Source organism: Paenibacillus sp. J2L1-98, assembly GCF_056269405.1.
On sequence record NZ_JBWDNW010000001.1, the window covers coordinates 293,781 to 314,064 of the forward strand.

Genomic DNA, 20,284 nt, shown 5'->3' on the forward strand with positions numbered 1-20,284 from the left:
GCTTAGCGTTGGAAAGCTCATTTGAGCAATCTTTTATACCAATAACGACTTTTGCTAGCGGAGAGGGTCTTGCTTACCGGCCAGATATCTATTGCCTCCCTATCCAAATCGTAAATGTTTGTCTGATCGGAGACCCGAATAAAAAGCCAGAAGACTGGGTTCTCGTCGATGCCGGTATGCCCAGATCCGCGAAAAAAATCATTAAAGAAGCAGATGAACGTTTCAATTCTGCGCCTAAAGCGATTATTATAACACACGGTCACTTTGACCATGTCGGCGCCATTATTGAATTGATTGATCGGTGGAATGTTCCCGTATACGCGCATAAGCTGGAGCTTCCTTATTTAACCGGTGAGTCTGATTATCCGCCTGCAGATCCTACCGTAAACGGCGGACTCGTATCGGAAATGTCCCCCTTCTTTCCCCATGATGGAATTGATCTGGACGACCTTGTAAAGCCGCTGCCTGCGAATGGAACTATACCTGGATTGCCTGATTGGAAATACATTCATACGCCAGGCCATACGCCAGGCCATATCTCACTTTTCCGTGAGGAGGATGGCACTCTGATAGCCGGTGATGCGTTTGTTACGGTCAAGCAGGAATCACTTTACAAAGTCATGACTCAGGAGCAGGAAATAAGCGGTCCGCCAAAATATTTTACGACAGATTGGGATGCAGCCGAAAAATCCGTTAAGAAGCTTGCTGCCCTTAATCCTTATTTAGCGATTACGGGACATGGGGAGCCGATGTTCGGTGAATCCCTGAAAGATAACCTAACGCTTCTAACGAAAAAATTTAAAGAAATCGCTGTGCCGAAGCACGGACGGTTTGTCCATTAGAAACGACGTTAAATAACCATAAAACCCCTGCTTGGACAGCAGGGGTTTTATGTTGCTTAACGGGCTGTATCCACTTTCAGGTACGCTAACGGTCACGGTTTCGTAAACCGGCTAAGCTAACCAGCTTAAACTTCTATTACAATGGGAAGAATCATTGGCCTTCTTTTGGTTTGTGTGTAAATATACTTTCCAACTGACTCTTTTATTTTGTGCTTAAGAATCGTCCATTTTATAAAATGACCGCTATTTTGTAATTCTTCGATTGCCTGAATGACCAAATCGTTTATTTTCTCCATTAAAACTTCTGATTCCCGAACATATATGAATCCTCGGCTGATCATATCCGGCCCGGACAATAAATTGCCTTCTTCTTTGCTTAATGTAACGACTACAACGAGAATGCCATCCTCGGCAAGGTGTTTCCGGTCCCGTAACACGGCATTTCCGACGTCGCCTATCCCCCACCCGTCTACGAGTGTATTTCCTGCTGGTACTTTCCGTCTTTGGACGGCGGCCTGATCTTTAAAATCAACGACATCTCCATTGTTGACAATAAATATATTGTCTCTCTCCACTCCGACTGCTTCTGCTAATAACCGATGTTGAAACAGCATCCGGTACTCGCCGTGTATAGGGATAAAATACTTCGGCTTCATTAGCGTTAACATTAATTTAAGCTCTTCCTGACTGGCATGTCCGGATACATGCATGCCTGTCACTGTACCTGAGCCATAAATGACGTTTGCGCCTAAAAGATATAAATTATCCACGATTTGGGCTACGTTCCGCTCGTTTCCGGGTATAGGCGAAGCAGCAAAGATTACGGTATCGCCGGATTGTATTTCCACCTGACGGTAGCTCGAGCTGGCAAGCCGGGAAAGCGCAGCCATTGGCTCCCCCTGACTGCCCGTACAGAGCACGGCTATTCGTTCGCGGGCCATCTCACTTGCTTCTTTCACCTCGACCAGCATCCCTTCCGGGATATTCAAATGGCCAAGCTCCGCAGCTACGGATACGACATTCACCATGCTGCGTCCAAGCAACAGCAGTTTCCGGTTCGTTTGCTGCGCTGCATCGATGACATGCTGGAGACGGTGGACATTCGAAGCGAAAGTTGAAACAAATACTTTATGCTTCGCTTTTTTGAATGCATCCGCTATATGCTCGCCGACAAGCCTTTCCGAGGGAGTGAAGCCCGGCCGTTCTGAATTTGTGCTTTCAGACAGTAAAGCGAGCACTCCGTTAGCGCCTATGCTGGCCATTTTATGAATATCCGGATACTCCTTATTAACAGGCGTTAAATCGAACTTGAAATCGCCCGTATGTACGACTGTGCCTTCAGGTGTATGGAAGACGACGCCGAGGCAATCGGGAATACTGTGATTCGTTTTAAAAAAATCCAGCTTTAACGCGCCTAATTCAATAACGGAGTCCGAGTTGATCTCATGGAGCTCCGTATTTCTCAGAAGATTGTTTTCTTTTAATTTCTTTTTAATTAATCCGAGCGTTAACTGCGATCCGTAAATCGGAATATTCATTTGCTTCAATATATAGGGTATACCCCCAATATGATCTTCATGACCATGGGTAAAAATAACGGCCCTAACCTTATCTTTATTTTCCTTGAGATAGGTGATGTCAGGTATAATCAGATCGATCCCCGGCAAGCTTTCGTCGGGAAATTTGGATCCGCAGTCAATAACGACAATATCTTCGTCATATTGAATCACGTACATGTTTTTCCCAATTTCATGCACACCCCCTAATGCAAAAATCGAAAGCGTATTTTTCAAATTTTCCTTTTTTGCAGCCTGCATTTTACGGTGGCCTCCTGCTTCGCGAATTTATAAGACTGACGATAGTTAGGCGCTGTCGCATAGCTCATCACACTTGTATTATTAACTCTGCAATAGTAGGCATCCATGGAAGTTCCTGTCACAATCCGTTATACTTTCGAGGCAAGTTATAACGGATAACGATAGGTCGTACTCGCGGCACTTCAACAAACCGTCAAACATTTTTAATATGGAGTTAAGGTTCGCTTATTAAAATAAGAGACATCAACCCCACTGTTGATATATATCTAGGACACCGGCCCACAGCGATGTGGGCCATTTTTTTGCCGTTCTCACAGCCTCTGTCCATTTATTTTTTGCAACCCTATAACCCATAAAAACGTTATATTCGAATATACTTTCAGGAAGTAGCTGCTTGCAGAGAGGGATTTAGGAGGCGATTGACGATGGAAACATTCGGCAGAGGCTGTCTGTACATTATTCTCGGCGTCATTATCGTAATGGCGCTGGCTTTTATCGTTGGAGGCACGATTACGATCCCGTGGTACATCCTTATCCCCCTTATCATACTCGCCTTCTGGGCCGCATCCAGAAAAGGCAAATGAGCTGTATAATTTAAGCGCGGCAAACAAACCGGCGTCCGGTTGCAAGAGCCGGAAGCCGGTTTGTTTGCGTGTGTCAGACTATGCCAGCAATATGACTCTCGCTGCCGGATCCCAGCTGGCGGTAAGCCCAAGCTCTGCTGCCAAATCCCGAATTAGAACATAGCCCGTTGCTTCGGACAATAGCGATTCGAGCTCTTTTCCGTTAACGGTTACCTTCGTTCCCGTCCAACCGATTTCCGCTCCCAGAGCTTCGCCAAGCAGCCTGGCCGGCACCCAGGTCACGCCTCCAAGCAAGTAGCCGTCCGAAGTGGCCTGTCCCGTGTACAAAACAACAATAAGCTCTGCATCCTTCAGCTTCTCCGGCTTCGGAAATTGCTTGCTGCCTAACGCATCATATTTTTTTAATCCGTACTGCTCGATAATCGCTTTTAATTTGCTCGGATAAGCCGGATCAGTCGCATAGCCGCAAGCGAACAGCATGTCCGCTTGCCGCTCAGGCGTCATCGCTTTACGCACTCGCTCATACCGCGGGGTTTCCAGCAGCAAATCCAAATCCTTATAAAAGTGATATACGCTCTTGTAAGCGCGGAAAGCAGCTCGCGTATTCATGCTTCGCCCATCGATCACTTCCCATGTGCCCTTAACGACTGCTTCTCCATGCCAGAAAGCATTCGTTTGACCGCTGCCAACCTTGATGCCCCCTAAGTTGTACCACTCATGAATCACGCCTCCGGTTTCGAGCACATTTTGCGCTAACCGCACGGAAGGAAACATCACAGACCCTTCCCGCTTAACCCGTAAAACCGTTGGTGCCAACGCCGCAATAAATTGATTCCTAGTCAGCTGTGCCATCGATTAACTCCTTTCTGCCGCGCTATGTGGCCGTAATCCAACCCTGTCCTTATCTTTGTATGCAGCGGCAGCGCTGGCGGCAACTGACAATTGCGTATGATTCGCGCAACCATACAAAAAGACCGCCCTGTAAGAATAGTTCATCCTCCGGGGGCGGCCTTTGTCCTCCTTTATAAAGCCCTATATGATTCCGTAAAAGCGGCGCGTATTGGCAAGCAGTATTTCCGCAACTCGCCGGGCGGGCTGCTGCTTAACGACCGCAATATGCCCCGCCGCATCGGCAGCCATCGCAGGCCGCGTCGGCAGAGAGGCATACGGCCCTTCGAACGGCCACGGCCCGTCCGTCTCCACCATCAGCTGCTCTAACGGATACTGCTCCACAAGCTGCTGAATTTCCTCCTCGTAAGCAACATCCGGCGTAACCGATACCATGTAGCCGCAGGCAGCCATCCGGCTTACCGTTTTTTCGCTGCCCTTGAACCAATGGAAATGCGCTCTGCGAACGCCATGCTTCTCCAGAATGTCGCATGCCTTATCTGCATCCTCATACACCGCATGCAGCACAATCGGACGATCCAGATCGGCGGCCAGTGCGGCGAATCGCTCAAGCAGCTCCAAATAAGGCTTCTCATCAAATGACACGCCCGCCCGCGCTTCCTCTGCCTCCGTCCGCGTATAATACGGAAGCCCGACCTCTCCAATCGCAAACCGCTCGCCCGCTGCATGGCGCAAGCGAATCCAGGCGAACAGCTCATCGAGCTCCGCTTCAGCAGGAATAGGCTGCTCCGGATGAAAGCCGTAAGCCGGATGCACCCGTCCAGGGTAACGAAGGGCAATTTCGCGGTTCATTATCGACGATTGCAGATGCATCGAGACGGCAACCACCGCAGCGACGCCTTCTGCGAAGGCATTTTCCAGCAGCGGCTCCCGCTCCTCAGCGGCATATAAATCAACGTGAAGATGTGCATCTATGCATAAGCCTGCCGGCAAGACAGACTTTGAGCTAAGCGGTCCCTCAAGGCTGCCATCCTCAATTTCGTTCGGCATCTATCCGCTTCCTTCCTTCGCACTGATTTTTAGCAGCTCGTAAATGTTCTGCTTCAATTCGTTAAATCGCGGATCCGTCCATAGCGCCTCATGGCGAGGACGCTCAAAAGGCACTTGAAATTGCTCAAGTACTGCCGCAGGCGAAGCGGACAGCACGATAATCCGGTCGGACAGAAACAGCGCCTCCTCGATGCTATGCGTAACGAGCAGCACCGATCTGCGATTTTGTTCCCAGATCGACATTAGCCATTGCTGCATCTGCAGCCGCGTCAAGGCGTCCAATGCGCCAAAAGGCTCGTCCAGCAGCATTAGACGCTGCGGCGCAAGCAATGCCCGAAGGAAAGAAACCCGCTGCAGCATACCGCCGGACAGCACATGCGGATAGGAATCCGCATATTCATGCAAGCCGATCCGCTTCAGCCACTCTCTTGTCTTCCCCTTCGCCGACTTTCGGTCAACGCCGGAGATCGTAAGCGACAGCTCAATATTGCCCGCAACGGTTCGCCATGGCAGCAGCGACGCTTGCTGCGGCATGTAAGAAATATGTCCGCGCTCTCCGGTCGTCTGCCTGCCGTTAATCCAGATCTCGCCTGCCGATGGCTGCTCCAAGCCGCCAATGATTTGAAACAATGTCGTCTTCCCGCTGCCGGAGGGTCCTACAATCGATACGAATTCTCCATCCGCTACGGTAAACGATAAGCCCGCGAGCACCTCTTTGCTAAAGGCACCTTTGCCAAACTGCTTCCGGATGCCTTGCACCTGCAGCGTTTCCGTATTATTCTCAGCCTTATTGCTCATCTGCTACTTCACCTCGTTCTCAGGGCGCCAACGTATGACGAGTCGCTCCGCTAAGACCACAAATCCAAATAACGTCAAACTGAGCGCAACGATAATTATGACCGCCGCAAACACGCGTTCCGGCATAAAGCCTTTGGATGATATCAGCATGAACGAGCCTAGTCCCTTGTTCGTGCCGAGCCATTCGGCTACAACCGCGCTCAGCACGCTGTAGGAGGCCGCAATTTTTAATCCTGAAAATAAATGAACGACGGCATGCGGAAGCTCCAGCCGCCAAAACAGCTGCCACTTGCGGATACCGATCATTTGCAAATAATCGCGAAGCTGCGCATCGGTATTCATTAAGCCGCTCAGCATAGCTACCGTTATCGGGAAAAAACACACCATGATCACAAGCAGAACCTTCGGCAGCAGACCCCAGCCAAGCAGCATCGTCAAAATCGGCGCAATCGCAATAACGGGCACGTTTTGCGATAGAACGAGCAGCGGGTATACCGCCGCCCGTACGCCGGGAATTAAATGCAGCAAAGCGGCGAGCACGAAGCCCACTGCCGATCCTCCTGCAAAGCCAAGCAGCGTTAGCTGCACCGTCGCTTCCGTATGTGTCATTAGCCGCGGCCAAATCCGGATTGCCTCCTGCACGATCGAAACAGGCGATGGAATCAGCCATTGTTGAAATAAACCAAGAGCAGACGCCGTCTGCCAGCACGCAAGCAGCACTGTCAGCACGATGGCTGGAGGCCATATTTTTGACCAAATGCTGCTCCTATTGTCCATCTGGATATTTCTCCAGCAGCCTGTCCATCGATGCTCCGTTCGCCGGATTGTAATAAATTTTTATTTGCGAAATAACGGAGGGACAGCCCATTTCCGTCATCGCTTCGCTCATCGACTGCACCACGCTGAGCAGATGGCTAAGCTCGCCCTCCATCGTCGTCTCAAGCGGCGCTACGCGGTACGGCACGCCCGCTGCTTTAATAATCTCGATTGCCCGGTCCACGTATGGAATGACGCTTTCGCCACCCGGTGTTGTCGGCAGTATTTGAATGCTCACTAAGGCGCTTGCCATCTGATTTCCTGCTTTCTCATCGTTGTTAACGGAAGCGGCCAATGCCGCCTCCTCGGTCTTCGCCGAAAGTTTCCCAATCCTTATTCCGGCAAAAATTCATTCGTGAATGCTTTGTCCGCCTCAAGTTCCTTCTCCAGCAGCTTGTGCTCGTACATCCAGCTCGCGTAATTTTCCCATACGCTGAGCTTCTGTTCGCCCCAGCGAGGCGCGTCATCCTGATATTTCGGACTTAGCCATTTCTGGCTTGCGCGCACGAGATCCGCATTTAAATCGGGCTCCGCTTTAATCAAAAGCTCTGCTGCATCCCCGGGATTGTCAATCGCGTATTGGTAGCCTTTGGAAGCGGCAGCCGTGAACGCTTTGACCACATCCGGTTTATCCTTGATCATCGTCTCATTCGTCACAAGCACCGGCGTATAGTAGTCCAGCTTGTCGCTGTAATCGGTCAAATAAAGCATATTGATTTTTTCGCCGCGAAGCTCTGCTTCCACGCCGGTCCACGCATAATAAATCCATGCAAAATCAATATCGCGCTTAACCGCCGTAAAAAAGTCGCTGTCGCCGATGCTGATAATGTTCACTTTGCCGATGTCCGCGCCCTTCTCCTGCATAAGCGATTGAATGACCGCCTCCTCGACAGGAGCGCCCCAGCCGCCGTAGGTCTTGCCTTCGAATTTCTCAGGCGAATCGATCCCCTTCGCGAGCGGCGATGCGAAGCCCGAGGTGTTGTGCTGAATGACTGCCGCGATCGACACGAGCGGAACGCCGGCGATCCGAGCCATCGTTACCGACTCCTGGTAGCTTACGCCGAACTGTACGTTGCCCGAGGCTACCATTTGATCGGCACCGCTTTGACCCGGTTGAATAATTTCAACATCAAGTCCCTGCTCCTTGAAAAAGCCTTTATCTCTAGCTGCATAAAGCCCGGTATGGTTCGTATTCGGCGTCCAGTCCAGAACAACCTGCACCTTCTCAAGCGGCTTGTCCGCCGCTCCCTCCTGTTTTTGCGGCTGCCCGCCCGCCTCTGGCCCGTTGTTATTTGCGCCGCAGCCTGCCAGCGCCATTACGAACACGAGCATAGCAGCTGTGATTCTCCACGACATTTGCCTTGCTTTCTTCTGATTCATGATGTGTTTGTTCCCCTCTCGCTGCTTCTGTTTATAATGGTGACAATTCCTCGTTAGTATCCGGTTCATCGCCGCATCTTGCAATGCTGCAATAAAAAAACGTCCCCCTGATCCGGAGGACGCCCTATAATCGGCTGTGCAGCTGTTAGTACTGGCAAAGGCCGAACCGCTCCGACCCTAGCCTGGCAAGCAAACAAAGCTTCTGTCCCTACGCTGGCATTATCCAGATCAGGTTTAGCGGGTCGGAATTGTACAGATAATCCCCTCTCAGCCGGCTTTAGCAGCTCCCCGGAACATATTCGGTTCGTCAACATCTTCAATTGTATAGCAAAACCCGAACATGACGCTAGCTTTTTTCAAAAATGATTATCATCAAGCCTTATTTCGCTTCGTCTTCCGGCACACCGCCACGACATACATCGGCTCGGCGCTCTTAAGCTCGTGGAGCGGGATCAGCATGTGCGGCGTCCAATTCCGCTTATGCTCCTCACTGCGATCTGGCGCGATTGCGTTCATTTGGCGCAGCCAGCGCATCGCAGGAAACCTCGAATCATCGAACGCATTCTGACCATACACGGCCTCGACCGCGTAGTGCATGACAAGCTCTCCTATCAGCTCAGCCGTACGGTATTCAAAGCGGTGATGCTGGTTAAAGGGCTGCTCCTCGAAATAAATATGCATATTCGTAACGGCGCGATTCGGCGTCGATACGATAAACAAGCCTCCATCTTTCAGCACGCGAGCCGACTCCCTTATCCAATCCGCTCCCGAGACGACATGCTCGATCGTCTCGAAGGAAACGACAGCATCAAACGATTCATCCTCAAAGGGCAGCCGCAGCACATCTCCCTCCGCAAACGAGACGCCGCTGCTGCCGTAGTCCCGCCCGGCCCGCTCAAGCGACGGCCCGTCAACGTCGACACCTACCACCTCAGCCGCTCCCGCCCGCTTCAGCATGGCGCTTCCGTAACCCGCTCCGCAAGCGGCATCCAGCACGCGCAATCCCTTCACCAGCGGTCCGGCAAATTCATAACGGCTCATATGCTCATGATAGACGCTGCTATAGCCTTGCTTGACCGCTTGATTCACAACCAGCCGCTCGCCTGTAAACCGCACATCGTTTTGCTCCGTGAGCTGCTCCGCTTCTCCTTCTGGAGGCGATATCTGCTTTGCTACATTCGCTAGCGCTGCTTGCGCAGTCTCCTGAACAACGGCCTGAGCCGACGTATCTTCCCCTTCCTCACCATTGACCCCAAGTTCAGCCGGCTCGCCGTTTTTGTCTGCTTCCTCCCGCTGGACCGCAGACGGGACGCGTCCATACACGAGTAAATAAGCGGCTGTAAGCTCATCCGTAATCGCTTCATCCGTTATCTGCCCAAGCAGGCGGATATAATCAAGCTGCTCCTGCGGTTTATGCTCGGCGAGCGTAACCTTCACATAAGAAAAACCGGACTGCACGTACAGTTGATTAACCTGCTGCAGCGTATACTGGATAGCCGCTTGACGCTGCGCCCTCACATTCATCGGGTCCAAATACTTCCGGACATTCTCGAAATAAAACCGGTTCGCAAAGCAGCCGATTATCCAGCCGCCAGGCTTCAACAGGCTGACTAGCCGCTTCATCGCTTGCGGCGTCCCGTAGGCGTGGGCATCTCCGATCATTATCCCGTCCAATCCTTCGGCAGGCAGAGACCAATTCTCCTGCTCTTCCGAGCGGAATACGGTAATTCCCGACGCTTCCGCAACTCTCGCCGCCAGCTCGTTACGCTCGACACCGTACCATTTGGCATCCGGGAATTGCTTCTTCATATGCAAAATTGTCGCTCCGCAGCCGCAGCCGATTTCCAAAAACGAGCAATCTTCGCGTCTGTATTCATGGGATTCCCGCTGAATGACCGTAGTGAAATCCATTCGTATTTGCGTCGCATCTCCCGGATGAAAGCCCCATTTTTCCATAAAAACTTGTGCATTGTTCCTGAAGGTTTGTTGAAACAGCTCCGGCTCGGAGTTAAAGGAGACGCTGCCATGATGATGAATAAACGTATCTCCGCACAACAATAGCCTGTAGCCTGCCAGCCGCAGCCTTAAACCGTAGTCGTCATCCTCAAAGTTGCCGATGCCGAATCGCTCGTCAAGCGGTCCTGCCTTCTCCCACGCCTCCCGCCGCATAAGCAAGCAATAGCCGACCAGCTTCACGCGCTCCTCCCACTTCGTTTTGTCGGGGATCGCATGAAGTGCGGAAGCGAACAGCTCCATTTCCTCTATCGTCTTATACGCGACCGGAATATTCGTCCAATATGAAGCCGAGTTGGTGACGGGGCCGACTGCCCCGATCCGGTCATCGCTGAGCAAGCCGCGCTTCAATCCGTCCAGCCAGCCCGGCGTTACAATTGTATCGTTATTAAGCATCATAAGAAGATCGCCCGAAGCCGCAGCCATCCCTTGATTGCAGCCTTTAGGAAACCCGGCATTGCAGCCGTTGGCGATCACTATGATGCCGCTTTCGTTTTTGGCCCACTCTTCCGTGCCGTCTGTCGAACCATTATCTACAATAATCAGCTCATAGCAGCTCCGCTGCGTATGCCGCCGAATGCTCTCCACGCATTGCTTCGTGTAATCAAGCTGATTGTAGGTAACGAGAATAATGCTTGTCATGCACCCATTGGCATCGCTCACGCGTATCCCCCTCAAGCAAGCGTAAACGGCTCACGCAGTCCTTTGGCGGCAAAGCCCGTTTCGCAAGGAAATATAGACAGGTTATAACAGTGAACTTTTTCAAATCTTATATTTCATGCTGTATCCATAAAATATGTCGATGCAGCCGTTTCGGTGAGGAGCGCGTCACAACTATCAGTCTATCCTGCAGTTTTATACTTCTTTCGTATGCCGACCATAAGCATAAGCAGCGGCAGCACGATCTGGAAAAACGGAACGATCTTCAGCGTTATATCGAGTCCGATCCAAATGTGATACGTATTATTCGGTTCCAAAAATGACGCTGCATAGATGATGAGGCCGATCGGCAGTACGCAATAACGGTAGGCTATGCCGGTAACCGCGTTTAACGTGAATACCGAGGCCATGTACAACGCGGTCATTTTCACATAGAGACCGATAAACAGCAGCAGCGTCACTATAACATCAAGCCGCTCCAGAAAGTTAGCCAGCCTAATCAGCTGAACGACCTCAAGCAGCGGCAGCGCTGTAATTGCAGACAGCTCTGGCCCTAGCACGCACATCGTGAGCACATTCATAAAGATTAGAAATGCGGATACCCCGATATAAGCCCAGTAGGAGACGCGTCCGATAATTTCCTTCTCGCTGACATGCTTCCAAAAGACGAGAAAAATAATCATCTGACCAAAAGGAAAGGACAATTGGTCCGGGAATGCAGCCTTCACGATAGGGAGCACCCCTCCCTCCATAAGAGGCAGCAGCTCGGTAAGCTTCGGCAGTTTGGCAATAAACAGAAATAAAATAATGACAACGTAGCTGAACGCTACAATCGGAAACAACAGCTGCACGACGCGGACAAATACTTCAAGTCCTCTGCTGACGGTGTATGCGGCTGCGCTAATGATAAGCAGCATAACAATCCACTTTGGAGTAATGTTAAGCAGCGCCATCATCGTAAGCTCGCCTACATCCCGTACGTTGCGCATCGATTCGTACGCAAACCACAACACATGTAAAAGTCCAATAAAGCTGCCGATGGGGCGTCCGAAATGCATGACGTAAAGCTCGGCCAGCTCCGAATCAGGAGAACGCTTTTGTATGTGGACAAACATAAAAGTCAGCAGCAGGCCGGCAAACGCAGCGAACGTCATTGCCATCCATGCGTCCTGCTCAGCCTTTATGCCAAGCTCGAATAAAGGCGTACTGCCAATCAAAAAAACGATGATCATTATTGAAAGCTGGTTTTTCCCGATCTGCTGCATAGTGTCTCCTTTCCGTTTATGAGCCGTCCTTCTCCTGTTCCTTCTTAAATCCGCTTCCGCTCATGCCTGTTGAATTCAACTTCACCTTCACCACTATCTTCACTTCCGTGCTTGGAAACTGCTCCGTCCAGTTTCCTTTTTCTTTCGACCACTGCTTCGGATATTTTTTGTGGATCACGGTGCCGAAGCCGATCACATCGGTCTTATGCCTGCGCACGGCCTTCCAGCCTTTCTCCATGATCGAGGCAATCTCGCCTTCAATGAGCTCCTCGACCTTCTCCACCTGCTTCGGCTTGGAAAGTTCGCCCGCGCAATTGTACTCCATCAGCGTCCCCTCCGCGACCGCATTCACATGCATAATCCATTTGCCGCTTGAAGGCTCCGGACGCAGCTTGGTTTTCGCAATCGTAATTCGAATAGATGAACTCTTCTGCCCTTTCCCGTCCTCCGAGCATGCAAAGGAGATCGTCGTTTTCTTCACATGGTCTGCAATCCACATGATGCCTTGGCTCTCTTCATTGTTAATCCAGCCTACCAGCTTATCGCCTGCAATCAGTCCCAAATCGTACAGTCTGACCTTGGAGGGCGTATTCGTGCGGGTCAGCTTCTCAGCCTTGTCCATACTCTCATTCGATCCTGCCATGACGAGGCCCGGAATGCCGGTAGCATGTGTCGTGCCCAGCAAATCCAGCAGCACTTGATGGATCGTCATTTGACGAAAGATGGAGCTGTTTACTTCTTCATTTGTGATCATGCGCTGAATGGCTGCGGCCGGAATTTTCTCTAGCGGGATCAGCTGCTCCAGCATTCGGCGCGCGCTGCCCCTTGACAGATAGACGCTGACCGTCTCGCGGGAATCATGATTGCGCAAATACGTATCAAGCAGCGGACCCAGCCCTTTGCGGGCAGCCTCCTGGCCGATGATGACAATTTGTGTATGCGAGAAGTAGAGACGCCGCGCAGTCTCCTGGCTCGCCTTGCTGACCGCGCTGCGAAAGCTCTGGCCCTTGGTGGAAAAAACGTTGACGGCCGCCGTGCTGCTGGTAGCGCTCTGACTGGAAATCGCTTGCGGAATGACCACCTGATACGATAACACCCAGTTTCCGTCTTTCCAATCAACGCCGGTTGCGGAAATAACGGCAATATCATTCAGCTCTACACGGTTCCAGCAGCCGCTAACAAGCAAGCAAACAAGAAGCGGAAGCATTAGCCTCCATTTATACATTGCCGTTCCTCCCTTTCGTTACGGCTTACGGGTATGGCGCTGTGCCGGCGGTTTTTTTCCGTTAGGCCGCCGTTTTGGATTACGCAGATTCAAATCAAGCGGCCGAAGCACAATCGCCCACCACGGCAGCCTTATGAACGTGTCTCTCCATATCCCCTGCTTTGTCGGACCCGGCGCCATCGGAGACATGTACGGCACTCCGAAGGAGCGCAGCGACGTTAGATGGATCAGCATAAACAGCACCGAAATAAAAATGCCGAAAAAACCGAAAATACCCGCCATAATCATGAAGAGGAAGCGGATAATGCGGGAGGTGGCCGCCATATTAAATTCCGGCATAACAAAGTTAGATATGGCTGTGAAGGATACGACGATAACCATACCCGCCGATACAATGCCCGCTTGTACGGCGGACTGCCCTAATACGAGAGCGCCGACGATTGAAATAGCGGGCCCGATCGCCCGCGGCATCCGTAGTCCCGCCTCGCGCAGCACCTCGAATGTTAACTCCATCAGAAGCGCTTCGACCAGGCCCGGGAACGGGATACCTTCCCGCTGCGCCGCCAGACTAATAAGCAGTGTAGTCGGAAGCATCTCTTGATGATAGGTAGTAACTGCGATATATAAGGCAGGCAGCAAAATCGAAACCACATATGCGGCGTAACGAATGATGCGTACGAATGTCGCAATATCGAACCTTTGATAATAATCCTCGGGCGATTGAAAAAAGGTAAAAAAAGTTGTCGGGGCCATTAAAGCCATCGGAGACCCGTCGACCATGACCGCTACTCTGCCCTCTAGCAGCGCCGCTGCCACCGTATCCGGCCTCTCTGAATTCAATAGCGTCGGAAACAGCGTAAAGGTCTCGTCTTGAATAAATTCCTCTACATATCCGCTCTCGAGCACGCCATCTATTTCGATTGCCGCCAACCGGCGGTAAACCTCCTTCACGATCCCCTCGTCCGCTACCCCGTGCAAAAACATGACGGCGACGTTGGTATGTGTTTGCTGACCGATCTTATGCACTTGCACATGAAGGTCGGAGGAGCGGATAATGCGCCGGATCAAGCTGATGTTGGTTCGGACGCTTTCTACAAATCCGTGCTGCGGTCCCCGGATGACCGTCTGGGTCTGGGGTATCGTGACGCTGCGCTGCTCGCCTCCGCCCACATCTGCAGTCAATGCCGCAGCGCTCCCGTCTGCAAAAATAACGCAAAGCCCATCCGTCATATATTGGAGAGCTTGCTCCAAAGTACTTACATCCTGCACCGATCCGATTGAAACGACGCAGCTGCGAAGCGCCTCCAGCAGCTTGCCGCCTTTGACGTACGCATGCTGCGGCAGCTTCATCGACATTAACGGTTCCATGACGCTTTCATTGATCGTCTCCGAGTCCACGATTCCATCCACATAAATAATCGCGATCTCGCGATCCGGAGCCGCGTCGCTGCGAAATATCCGGATAACGATATCCGAGCTTCCGCCGAAACGATTGCGAATCGATTCGAGGTTCGCATGCAGCGATGGACTGAACGGCGTTAGCCTTCGTACGTTTTGTTTGTTCATAGCGGCACCTTTCGTTTCCATGTTGCTTCTATTTTGGCGCATTATGGATGTAAATATGTACGCTGCTCTCTCGTATTTGTATAATCGCGCCGGCGAAGAGCTGTTTGCAAGCCAAAGTGGGCAGCCCGCATGCCGGATCACCCACTTAAACTGATGTATAAATTTTGCTTTGTTTCATTTTCACTAACTAATGTAAAAATTGCGCTTAGGTTCATTTTCCTTAACTAATCAAGGGCTCGTCTTTGAAAATGGCCGTTCAGTTTGATTTTCTCAAACTAGACGACGTATTCTGGCAGCCTCTCGAGATAACGCTGTTTTAATTTCGCATACTGAAGCTAACTCCCCTTCAAAAGAAATTGAGAGCGATTTAAGCTCGCAAATTGAATCTAAACCGCCAAGAAAAAATGGTGCTAATCTGATACCTTAATATTGCGCTATTGTTAAAGGCGTATTGATGTTCGTTTTTGATAAAAAAAGCCTAGGAGCAATATGCCGCAAGCCCGGCGGCAAGCGCAGCTATAATCGAATATCCCCTTCCTCCTGCTCCGCGCAGGACAAAAATGAGCGGTTCCGCCACGAGACCTCGACCAACCCTTGTAAGAAATAACCATAAAAATCCTGTGGTATAAGAACTCATGTTCTGTATATAATAAGAACAAACGTTCTTATTGTGGAGGGATAGCATCATGACATTGGAAAAATGGTTCAGCGCAATCGGTTGTGTCGTTGATGTCATTTATATGAGTCAAAAAGGCAAGATCACGAAACGGAGGATTCGGGTCATATCCGTGAGAGAAGGTTACGTCAGAGCCTTCTGTATAGACTCGGGCGCACAGCGTTTCTTTCTGGCGGCAAATGTATTAGCGGCGGAGCTGGTGAGCCGAAATGTCTCTTGACAAAGTAATTATGCTTGCGGATTGCCAATCGTTTTATGCTTCAGTGGAGAAGGCGGAGCATCCCGAATATCGCGATTTGCCGGTTGTCGTTGCGGGCGATCCCGAACGCAGATCCGGCATCATTCTCGCCGCTTGTCCGATCGCCAAGTCCTTCGGGGTAACGACGACCGAGAGGCTCGGCGACTCGCTTGCGAAGTGTCCGGATCTAGTGATCATTAGACCGCGAATGCAGCTGTATATCGATATTTCCATGATTATTACGCGTATTTATCAGTCCTATACCGACCTCGTCGAGCCCTATTCGATCGATGAGCAGTTTCTCGATGTGAGCGGCTCGCTGCATTTGTACGGATCGCCGGAGGAGCTGGCGCATCATATCCAAATCCGCATTCAAGCAGAGCTTGGGGTGTATACCCGCTTCGGCATTGCGGAAAATAAAATTTTGGCGAAGACTGCCTGCGACAATTACGCGAAGAAAAACGATTCGGGCATTTATATTTTATCGAAGGATAAACTTCAAGAAACGCTTTGGACCTTGCCCATCTCCAAAATGTTCATGGTCGGCAGCAGAATGACGCGGCATTTTAATGCGATGGGGCTGGAGACGATCGGTCAATTAGCCGAAACGCCGCTTGAGAAGCTAAAGCTGATGATGCGCCGCAAATTCGGCAAAAACTCCGATATTAACGCCGAGCTGTACTGGCGCATTGCGAATGGAATCGATGATAGTCCCGTTACGCCGGGTACACATCAGGTCGCTCCGAAGACGGTGGGAAATATGATGACGCTGCCGCGCGATTATGGAAAGCTCGAGGAGATTAAGGTCGTGCTGCTTGAGCTGACAGAGCTCGTTTGCCAGCGCTGCCGGGGCAAAGGTTATATGGGGCAGGTTGTTTCGGTCGGCTTAATGGGGGCCGATTATGACCGGCCAACCGGCTTTAGCCGCCAAATGAAAATGGACGATCCGACCAACGTCACTAATCAGGTTTACCGCACCGCCACCCAGCTGGTGCTGCGGCACTGGGACGGCTATCCGGTGAGAAAGGTCGGCGTAAGCCTGTCGTCATTTTCGCAGGATGATGAGTACCAGCTTTCCTTGTTTGACCCGCACCGCGAGAAGACGATGGCGCTTGAGCGGGCGACTGATGCGCTCAAACAAAAGTACGGGGACGCTACTATTTTAAGAGCGGCTTCCATTACTCCCGCGGGGCAGGCGCTTCACCGCTCTGAGAAGATTGGAGGACATTACAAATGAGAAAGAAGCTTGAAGGAAACGGGCTTTGGGAATCGAGCCGCATGATGCTGCCCGAGCACAAGGTCGCGATTAATGAACAGGAGAAGGCATTGCGGCAGCGGCAGCGCGTCGAGCTCGATGAACAGGAGTGGGAGAATGTAGCCCGCACCGTGACCGATTCACTCCAGCAGCGGCAGCCCGTTACACTCCGTCTGTTCCACCCGTTCGAGGAACTTACCGTCATCGGTATCGTGGACCGGGTCGACCAGCTGAAAGGCCGTTTTATGGTCGATGGCGAGTGGTTTGCCATCCACGATATTGAAGGAGCGGTAACAGACCAGTAGCCTGTCGCTCTGCTGGACATATGCATTACCGGGCAGGGCAATGGGCGCTTCACTTAACTTGGATTTGCTGCAAGCAGAGACAGGGCAAGCTCCAGCCATTTCAGATCCGCTTCCAGGTGGAGCAGGCTGCCTTCAAGCAGCAGCACCATTGCCGCATCGCGTCCCTGGTCCAACCCGTTTTTCAAACGTGTCATTTGTACATCGCCATCCGCCGGCTCGACCAGCAAATCGCGAACGAGCCGGTCTATTGTCGTATAAATTTGTCCGGTATTAAGCCAGCCGCTGCTTATGGACCATTTGTTCAAATATAAGCTGTATATATTATCCGTTCTGCAGCTGAAACCGTATACAATTTATGCAATTGTGATCCAATCAGATTTATTTCCCGCGCTGCATCGCAAGCACCGCCAGCTCGATCTTGCTCAGCATGAGCCCATATTCATTCGTAATTTCAAAGGTATGCGGCAGCGGCAGTTTTTGAAAAAAAGGCGCTACGTCGGCTGCCGACTTAAACCAATCGCCAGCCTCTGGAGCTTCAAGCGGCTGATTCCCCCACGCCGCGTGAAGCTCCGGACTGTAGAGCGGCTCGGCCCCCGGCTTCAGCCCTCCGCCCAGCAGTCGCTCCACATAGACGCGCTGCGGAGCCTGCTTGCGCACTCGCGTGAACATATGAGCTGCATAGTCCGCACGTGAACCGGTATGCTTAACCGCGCCGGCAAAACATTTTGCGCCTTCATATACGCGCGGAATGCCAAACAGCATCGCATAAAGCCGCTTGCCGAATTCGATTCGCTCCTGTAAATTTTCGAATCGCTCCATTATAAGCCCGGAGAGCTTCAGCGCGGCAGCTCCATCGCCTTTTTCTTTTCCATTCCCGTACGGAAAAATGACGCCGTTCAGCTGAAGAAGAGACTGCAGCCCAAAAAATAACGTATGGAGCACCTTTTCGCGAAAATACGGATGCTGCACGACGCGCTGCTCGATATAATGCTGCTCGTTAACGATGAGCGCAATCGTCAGCGGCACCGCATCGCGATCTCGCCAAAACTGCTTCCAGACCGGCGTCATGAACGCCGATACGCCAAAAGCCGGCAGCAGATGGAACAAACTCCTGCCCTCCCGCCGGCTCCATTCGTACAATAGCAGCTGCGGATAAGCATCCTGAAAGATCAACGCGTTCGCCTGCTCCAAAAACCGGAATACCGCCTCCCGCTGCTCCGTGCTGAGCAGCCTAGGAAGCCACTCCCCCTGCAAATCGGTCATGTTCCAGCCGCCATTGCGCGATACCATATGGGCAAGCAGCGCCCAGTGCAGCTCGGATGTGCGGAAATATACGCTGCGGTAGGCCTCTGTCCGCGTCACATTATTACGGTTGCAAGCAGCCGTCTCTGTGCGGATTCGTTCAACGAGCGCAAGCTCCTCTCCGGTCCATCCGCATGTTGCCCCGGCCTCAACCACTGCGCCGGGCTTTGACCACGCATACATCAGCTTCGCTACGGCGGGAGCCGACAGCTGAAGCGGTATCGCCTCGGCGATCATCGTGTGCGCTGCGCTCATCGCCACCCATTTTCCAACGGCATAGTCGAACGCCGCACCTGGCAGTGCGAGCAGCTCCCGCAGCCAGTAGCCGAATGAACGGCGATATGTCCGTGATTCATTCTCTTTGCCCATCGTCAGCGCTCCTTATTCAACGTCATTGCCTATGCAGGAGTGATGCATCACTATAAGCCCATAGGATCCAGTATCATCCACCGTGCGGTTCGTCATACCATGTAAGCAACATATGCGCTTCAGCCAGCTGCAATGTATAATAGGGGGAAATGTAAAGAAAGGGGAGGAGAGCCATGTGCGGAAGATATACGCTCACCGTCACGCTCGAGGAGCTGATGGTCAGATATATGATCGATGAAACGATGGTGCCGTTTCACCGCCCGAAATATAACGTAGCTCCCAGCCAACTGGTGCTAACGGTCATAAACGACGGGCATAGCAACCGGCTAGGAGAGTTGAAATGGGGACTTATACCTCCGTGGGCTGACAATCCGAAGATTGGCTTCCAGATGCTAAACGCACGCTCAGAGACGGCAGCCAGCAAGCCGGCTTTCCAGGCGCCGCTGAGACGCAAGCGCTGCCTTATCCCAGCCGATGGCTTTTATGAGTGGAAAACGACGGCACAAGGCAAACAGCCCATGCGGTTCGTTCTGAAGAGCCGGGCCTTATTCAGTATGGCCGGTCTTTATGAGACATGGCTCTCGCCCGAAGGAACAAAAATAAATAGCTGCACCATTTTGACCACGACGCCGAACGAGCTCGTTGCCAAGGTTCACGACCGCATGCCGGTCATTTTGCGCCCCGAGGATGAGCAGCTCTGGTTGAACCGCGCCGTGACGGACGTTCATGCGATCACTCCGCTCCTGCGGCCATACGCATCGAATGAACTCGAAGCATATCCCGTCCCCGCTGCTGTCGGAAACGTCCGCAACGACGAGCCCGCGCTAATCGAGCCCTACCTGTCGGATGAGCAGTTGGAGCTGTGGTAGCAGCCGGGCTGCCCGTAAAGCAAAAAAAAATCGCTGACCCCAAGCGGTCAGCGAAACATCCCCCACAGCTTCAACAAATGAAACGTGTTGTTGGGATCGATTTTTTGCCCCATCACGAAGGCGACGATCTGGTCCTCCTGCGTATCCGTAAGCTGTTCCTGCAGTATAACGGCCGCCGCTTTCACAAGCTTCCTCACCTTCGGCCGGTCCTGCAAATCGTACTTCGTCACGTTGCCCAGCAGCTGCCTGATTCGATCCTTCACGACAGGATTTTTCATCTTGTATTTAACGCGCTCGACCAGCTGCGGCCGAATTCCATAGTTTTGGTAACTCACTGTCCTGACACCTCCATCCGGCAATCCAATCACATCGTTAAACTATATGCCGCCTGGAGGTAATTATTGC

20 protein-coding genes and 1 riboswitch are annotated in these 20,284 nt (G+C 51.8%); of the genes, 6 read left to right on the plus strand and 14 right to left on the minus strand.

From position 1 onward, the window contains the following. Positions 1-8 precede the first annotated feature (8 nt). Positions 9-842, plus strand: coding sequence for an MBL fold metallo-hydrolase (locus tag AC0YNZ_RS01420; RefSeq protein ID WP_475824946.1), 834 nt, complete (start codon positions 9-11; stop codon positions 840-842). A gap of 125 nt (positions 843-967) precedes the next feature. Here AC0YNZ_RS01420 and AC0YNZ_RS01425 read toward each other — a convergent pair whose 3' ends face one another. After that, the gene (locus AC0YNZ_RS01425; protein ID WP_475824947.1) at positions 968-2,659 is read right to left on the minus strand and encodes a ribonuclease J; all 1,692 of its coding nucleotides are present in this window, start codon (positions 2,657-2,659) and stop codon (positions 968-970) included. Positions 2,660-3,084: 425 nt separating this feature from the next. Here AC0YNZ_RS01425 and AC0YNZ_RS01430 point away from each other — a divergent pair, with 425 nt between their 5' ends. Beyond that, positions 3,085-3,243 (plus strand): hypothetical protein, encoded by a 159-nt coding sequence (locus AC0YNZ_RS01430; protein ID WP_181425935.1) that lies wholly within the window; start codon positions 3,085-3,087, stop codon positions 3,241-3,243. A 78-nt stretch (positions 3,244-3,321) separates the two neighbouring features. Here AC0YNZ_RS01430 and AC0YNZ_RS01435 read toward each other — a convergent pair whose 3' ends face one another. The 10 genes from AC0YNZ_RS01435 to AC0YNZ_RS01480 all read right to left on the minus strand — a co-directional run bounded on the left by AC0YNZ_RS01435 (position 3,322) and on the right by AC0YNZ_RS01480 (position 14,865). Continuing rightward, positions 3,322-4,095: a glucosaminidase domain-containing protein gene (locus AC0YNZ_RS01435; RefSeq protein ID WP_475824948.1), complete on the minus strand. Its 774-nt coding sequence runs from the start codon at positions 4,093-4,095 to the stop codon at positions 3,322-3,324. Between the two features lie 180 nt (positions 4,096-4,275). Continuing rightward, positions 4,276-5,142 carry a TatD family hydrolase gene (locus AC0YNZ_RS01440; protein WP_475824949.1) on the minus strand — a complete coding sequence of 289 codons (867 nt, stop codon included), beginning with the start codon at positions 5,140-5,142 and terminating at the stop codon, positions 4,276-4,278. Next, on the minus strand, positions 5,143-5,940 hold the full coding sequence (locus AC0YNZ_RS01445) for an ABC transporter ATP-binding protein (protein ID WP_475824950.1): 798 nt from the start codon (positions 5,938-5,940) through the stop codon (positions 5,143-5,145). It lies immediately after the preceding gene. Positions 5,941-5,943: 3 nt separating this feature from the next. Continuing rightward, positions 5,944-6,717 (minus strand): ABC transporter permease, encoded by a 774-nt coding sequence (locus tag AC0YNZ_RS01450; protein WP_475824951.1) that lies wholly within the window; start codon positions 6,715-6,717, stop codon positions 5,944-5,946. Beyond that, positions 6,707-7,009: a thiamine-binding protein gene (locus AC0YNZ_RS01455; RefSeq protein WP_110769472.1), complete on the minus strand. Its 303-nt coding sequence runs from the start codon at positions 7,007-7,009 to the stop codon at positions 6,707-6,709. The genes AC0YNZ_RS01450 and AC0YNZ_RS01455 overlap by 11 nt, the downstream gene beginning before the upstream one ends. 80 nt (positions 7,010-7,089) lie before the next feature. Next, the gene (locus AC0YNZ_RS01460) at positions 7,090-8,136 is read right to left on the minus strand and encodes an ABC transporter substrate-binding protein (protein WP_475824952.1); all 1,047 of its coding nucleotides are present in this window, start codon (positions 8,134-8,136) and stop codon (positions 7,090-7,092) included. A 188-nt stretch (positions 8,137-8,324) separates the two neighbouring features. Beyond that, a riboswitch (TPP riboswitch) is annotated at positions 8,325-8,437 on the minus strand. 71 nt (positions 8,438-8,508) lie between these two features. Then, on the minus strand, positions 8,509-10,812 hold the full coding sequence (locus tag AC0YNZ_RS01465; protein WP_475824953.1) for a methyltransferase domain-containing protein: 2,304 nt from the start codon (positions 10,810-10,812) through the stop codon (positions 8,509-8,511). A gap of 179 nt (positions 10,813-10,991) precedes the next feature. Further along, positions 10,992-12,074 carry a GerAB/ArcD/ProY family transporter gene (locus AC0YNZ_RS01470; protein WP_475824954.1) on the minus strand — a complete coding sequence of 361 codons (1,083 nt, stop codon included), beginning with the start codon at positions 12,072-12,074 and terminating at the stop codon, positions 10,992-10,994. Positions 12,075-12,090: 16 nt separating this feature from the next. After that, a complete protein-coding gene (locus tag AC0YNZ_RS01475) occupies positions 12,091-13,299 on the minus strand; it encodes a Ger(x)C family spore germination protein (protein ID WP_475824955.1) in 1,209 nt (402 codons plus the stop codon). Between the two features lie 18 nt (positions 13,300-13,317). Continuing rightward, complete coding sequence (locus tag AC0YNZ_RS01480; RefSeq protein WP_475824956.1) at positions 13,318-14,865, minus strand: spore germination protein; 1,548 nt, start codon at positions 14,863-14,865, stop codon at positions 13,318-13,320. A gap of 686 nt (positions 14,866-15,551) precedes the next feature. Between AC0YNZ_RS01480 and AC0YNZ_RS01485 the strand changes: the two genes are divergently transcribed. From AC0YNZ_RS01485 to AC0YNZ_RS01495, 3 genes are read left to right on the plus strand one after another with little or no spacing between them, the layout of a single operon-like run. Beyond that, the gene (locus tag AC0YNZ_RS01485) at positions 15,552-15,761 is read left to right on the plus strand and encodes a hypothetical protein (RefSeq protein WP_475824957.1); all 210 of its coding nucleotides are present in this window, start codon (positions 15,552-15,554) and stop codon (positions 15,759-15,761) included. Continuing rightward, positions 15,751-17,016 carry a DNA polymerase IV gene (locus AC0YNZ_RS01490; protein ID WP_475824958.1) on the plus strand — a complete coding sequence of 422 codons (1,266 nt, stop codon included), beginning with the start codon at positions 15,751-15,753 and terminating at the stop codon, positions 17,014-17,016. The genes AC0YNZ_RS01485 and AC0YNZ_RS01490 overlap by 11 nt, the downstream gene beginning before the upstream one ends. After that, complete coding sequence (locus tag AC0YNZ_RS01495) at positions 17,013-17,339, plus strand: YolD-like family protein (RefSeq protein WP_475824959.1); 327 nt, start codon at positions 17,013-17,015, stop codon at positions 17,337-17,339. The genes AC0YNZ_RS01490 and AC0YNZ_RS01495 overlap by 4 nt, the downstream gene beginning before the upstream one ends. A gap of 53 nt (positions 17,340-17,392) precedes the next feature. Here the strand turns inward: AC0YNZ_RS01495 and AC0YNZ_RS01500 are convergent, their stop codons facing one another. Next, positions 17,393-17,644, minus strand: a complete 252-nt coding sequence (locus AC0YNZ_RS01500) for a hypothetical protein (protein WP_475824960.1) — start codon at positions 17,642-17,644, stop codon at positions 17,393-17,395. 73 nt (positions 17,645-17,717) lie between these two features. Then, positions 17,718-19,010: a DUF2515 domain-containing protein gene (locus tag AC0YNZ_RS01505; RefSeq protein ID WP_475824961.1), complete on the minus strand. Its 1,293-nt coding sequence runs from the start codon at positions 19,008-19,010 to the stop codon at positions 17,718-17,720. 173 nt (positions 19,011-19,183) lie between these two features. Here AC0YNZ_RS01505 and AC0YNZ_RS01510 point away from each other — a divergent pair, with 173 nt between their 5' ends. Further along, complete coding sequence (locus tag AC0YNZ_RS01510) at positions 19,184-19,879, plus strand: SOS response-associated peptidase (RefSeq protein ID WP_475824962.1); 696 nt, start codon at positions 19,184-19,186, stop codon at positions 19,877-19,879. A gap of 47 nt (positions 19,880-19,926) precedes the next feature. Here the strand turns inward: AC0YNZ_RS01510 and AC0YNZ_RS01515 are convergent, their stop codons facing one another. Next, positions 19,927-20,214 (minus strand): stage VI sporulation protein F, encoded by a 288-nt coding sequence (locus tag AC0YNZ_RS01515; RefSeq protein WP_110769083.1) that lies wholly within the window; start codon positions 20,212-20,214, stop codon positions 19,927-19,929. Positions 20,215-20,284: the final 70 nt, after the last annotated feature.

Bases quoted from the DNA above. Each gene is read 5' to 3' on its own strand.
- AC0YNZ_RS01460 (WP_475824952.1), bottom strand. From the start codon at position 8,136: ATGAATCAGAAGAAAGCAAGGCAAATGTCGTGGAGAATCACAGCTGCT.
- AC0YNZ_RS01480 (WP_475824956.1), bottom strand. From the start codon at position 14,865: ATGAACAAACAAAACGTACGAAGGCTAACGCCGTTCAGTCCATCGCTG.
- AC0YNZ_RS01435 (WP_475824948.1), bottom strand. From the start codon at position 4,095: ATGGCACAGCTGACTAGGAATCAATTTATTGCGGCGTTGGCACCAACG.
- AC0YNZ_RS01490 (WP_475824958.1), top strand. From the start codon at position 15,751: ATGTCTCTTGACAAAGTAATTATGCTTGCGGATTGCCAATCGTTTTAT.
- AC0YNZ_RS01445 (WP_475824950.1), bottom strand. From the start codon at position 5,940: ATGAGCAATAAGGCTGAGAATAATACGGAAACGCTGCAGGTGCAAGGC.
- AC0YNZ_RS01455 (WP_110769472.1), bottom strand. From the start codon at position 7,009: ATGGCAAGCGCCTTAGTGAGCATTCAAATACTGCCGACAACACCGGGT.
- AC0YNZ_RS01450 (WP_475824951.1), bottom strand. From the start codon at position 6,717: ATGGACAATAGGAGCAGCATTTGGTCAAAAATATGGCCTCCAGCCATC.
- AC0YNZ_RS01485 (WP_475824957.1), top strand. From the start codon at position 15,552: ATGACATTGGAAAAATGGTTCAGCGCAATCGGTTGTGTCGTTGATGTC.
- AC0YNZ_RS01470 (WP_475824954.1), bottom strand. From the start codon at position 12,074: ATGCAGCAGATCGGGAAAAACCAGCTTTCAATAATGATCATCGTTTTT.
- AC0YNZ_RS01425 (WP_475824947.1), bottom strand. From the start codon at position 2,659: ATGCAGGCTGCAAAAAAGGAAAATTTGAAAAATACGCTTTCGATTTTT.
- AC0YNZ_RS01430 (WP_181425935.1), top strand. From the start codon at position 3,085: ATGGAAACATTCGGCAGAGGCTGTCTGTACATTATTCTCGGCGTCATT.
- AC0YNZ_RS01505 (WP_475824961.1), bottom strand. From the start codon at position 19,010: ATGGGCAAAGAGAATGAATCACGGACATATCGCCGTTCATTCGGCTAC.
- AC0YNZ_RS01510 (WP_475824962.1), top strand. From the start codon at position 19,184: ATGTGCGGAAGATATACGCTCACCGTCACGCTCGAGGAGCTGATGGTC.
- AC0YNZ_RS01495 (WP_475824959.1), top strand. From the start codon at position 17,013: ATGAGAAAGAAGCTTGAAGGAAACGGGCTTTGGGAATCGAGCCGCATG.
- AC0YNZ_RS01440 (WP_475824949.1), bottom strand. From the start codon at position 5,142: ATGCCGAACGAAATTGAGGATGGCAGCCTTGAGGGACCGCTTAGCTCA.
- AC0YNZ_RS01475 (WP_475824955.1), bottom strand. From the start codon at position 13,299: ATGTATAAATGGAGGCTAATGCTTCCGCTTCTTGTTTGCTTGCTTGTT.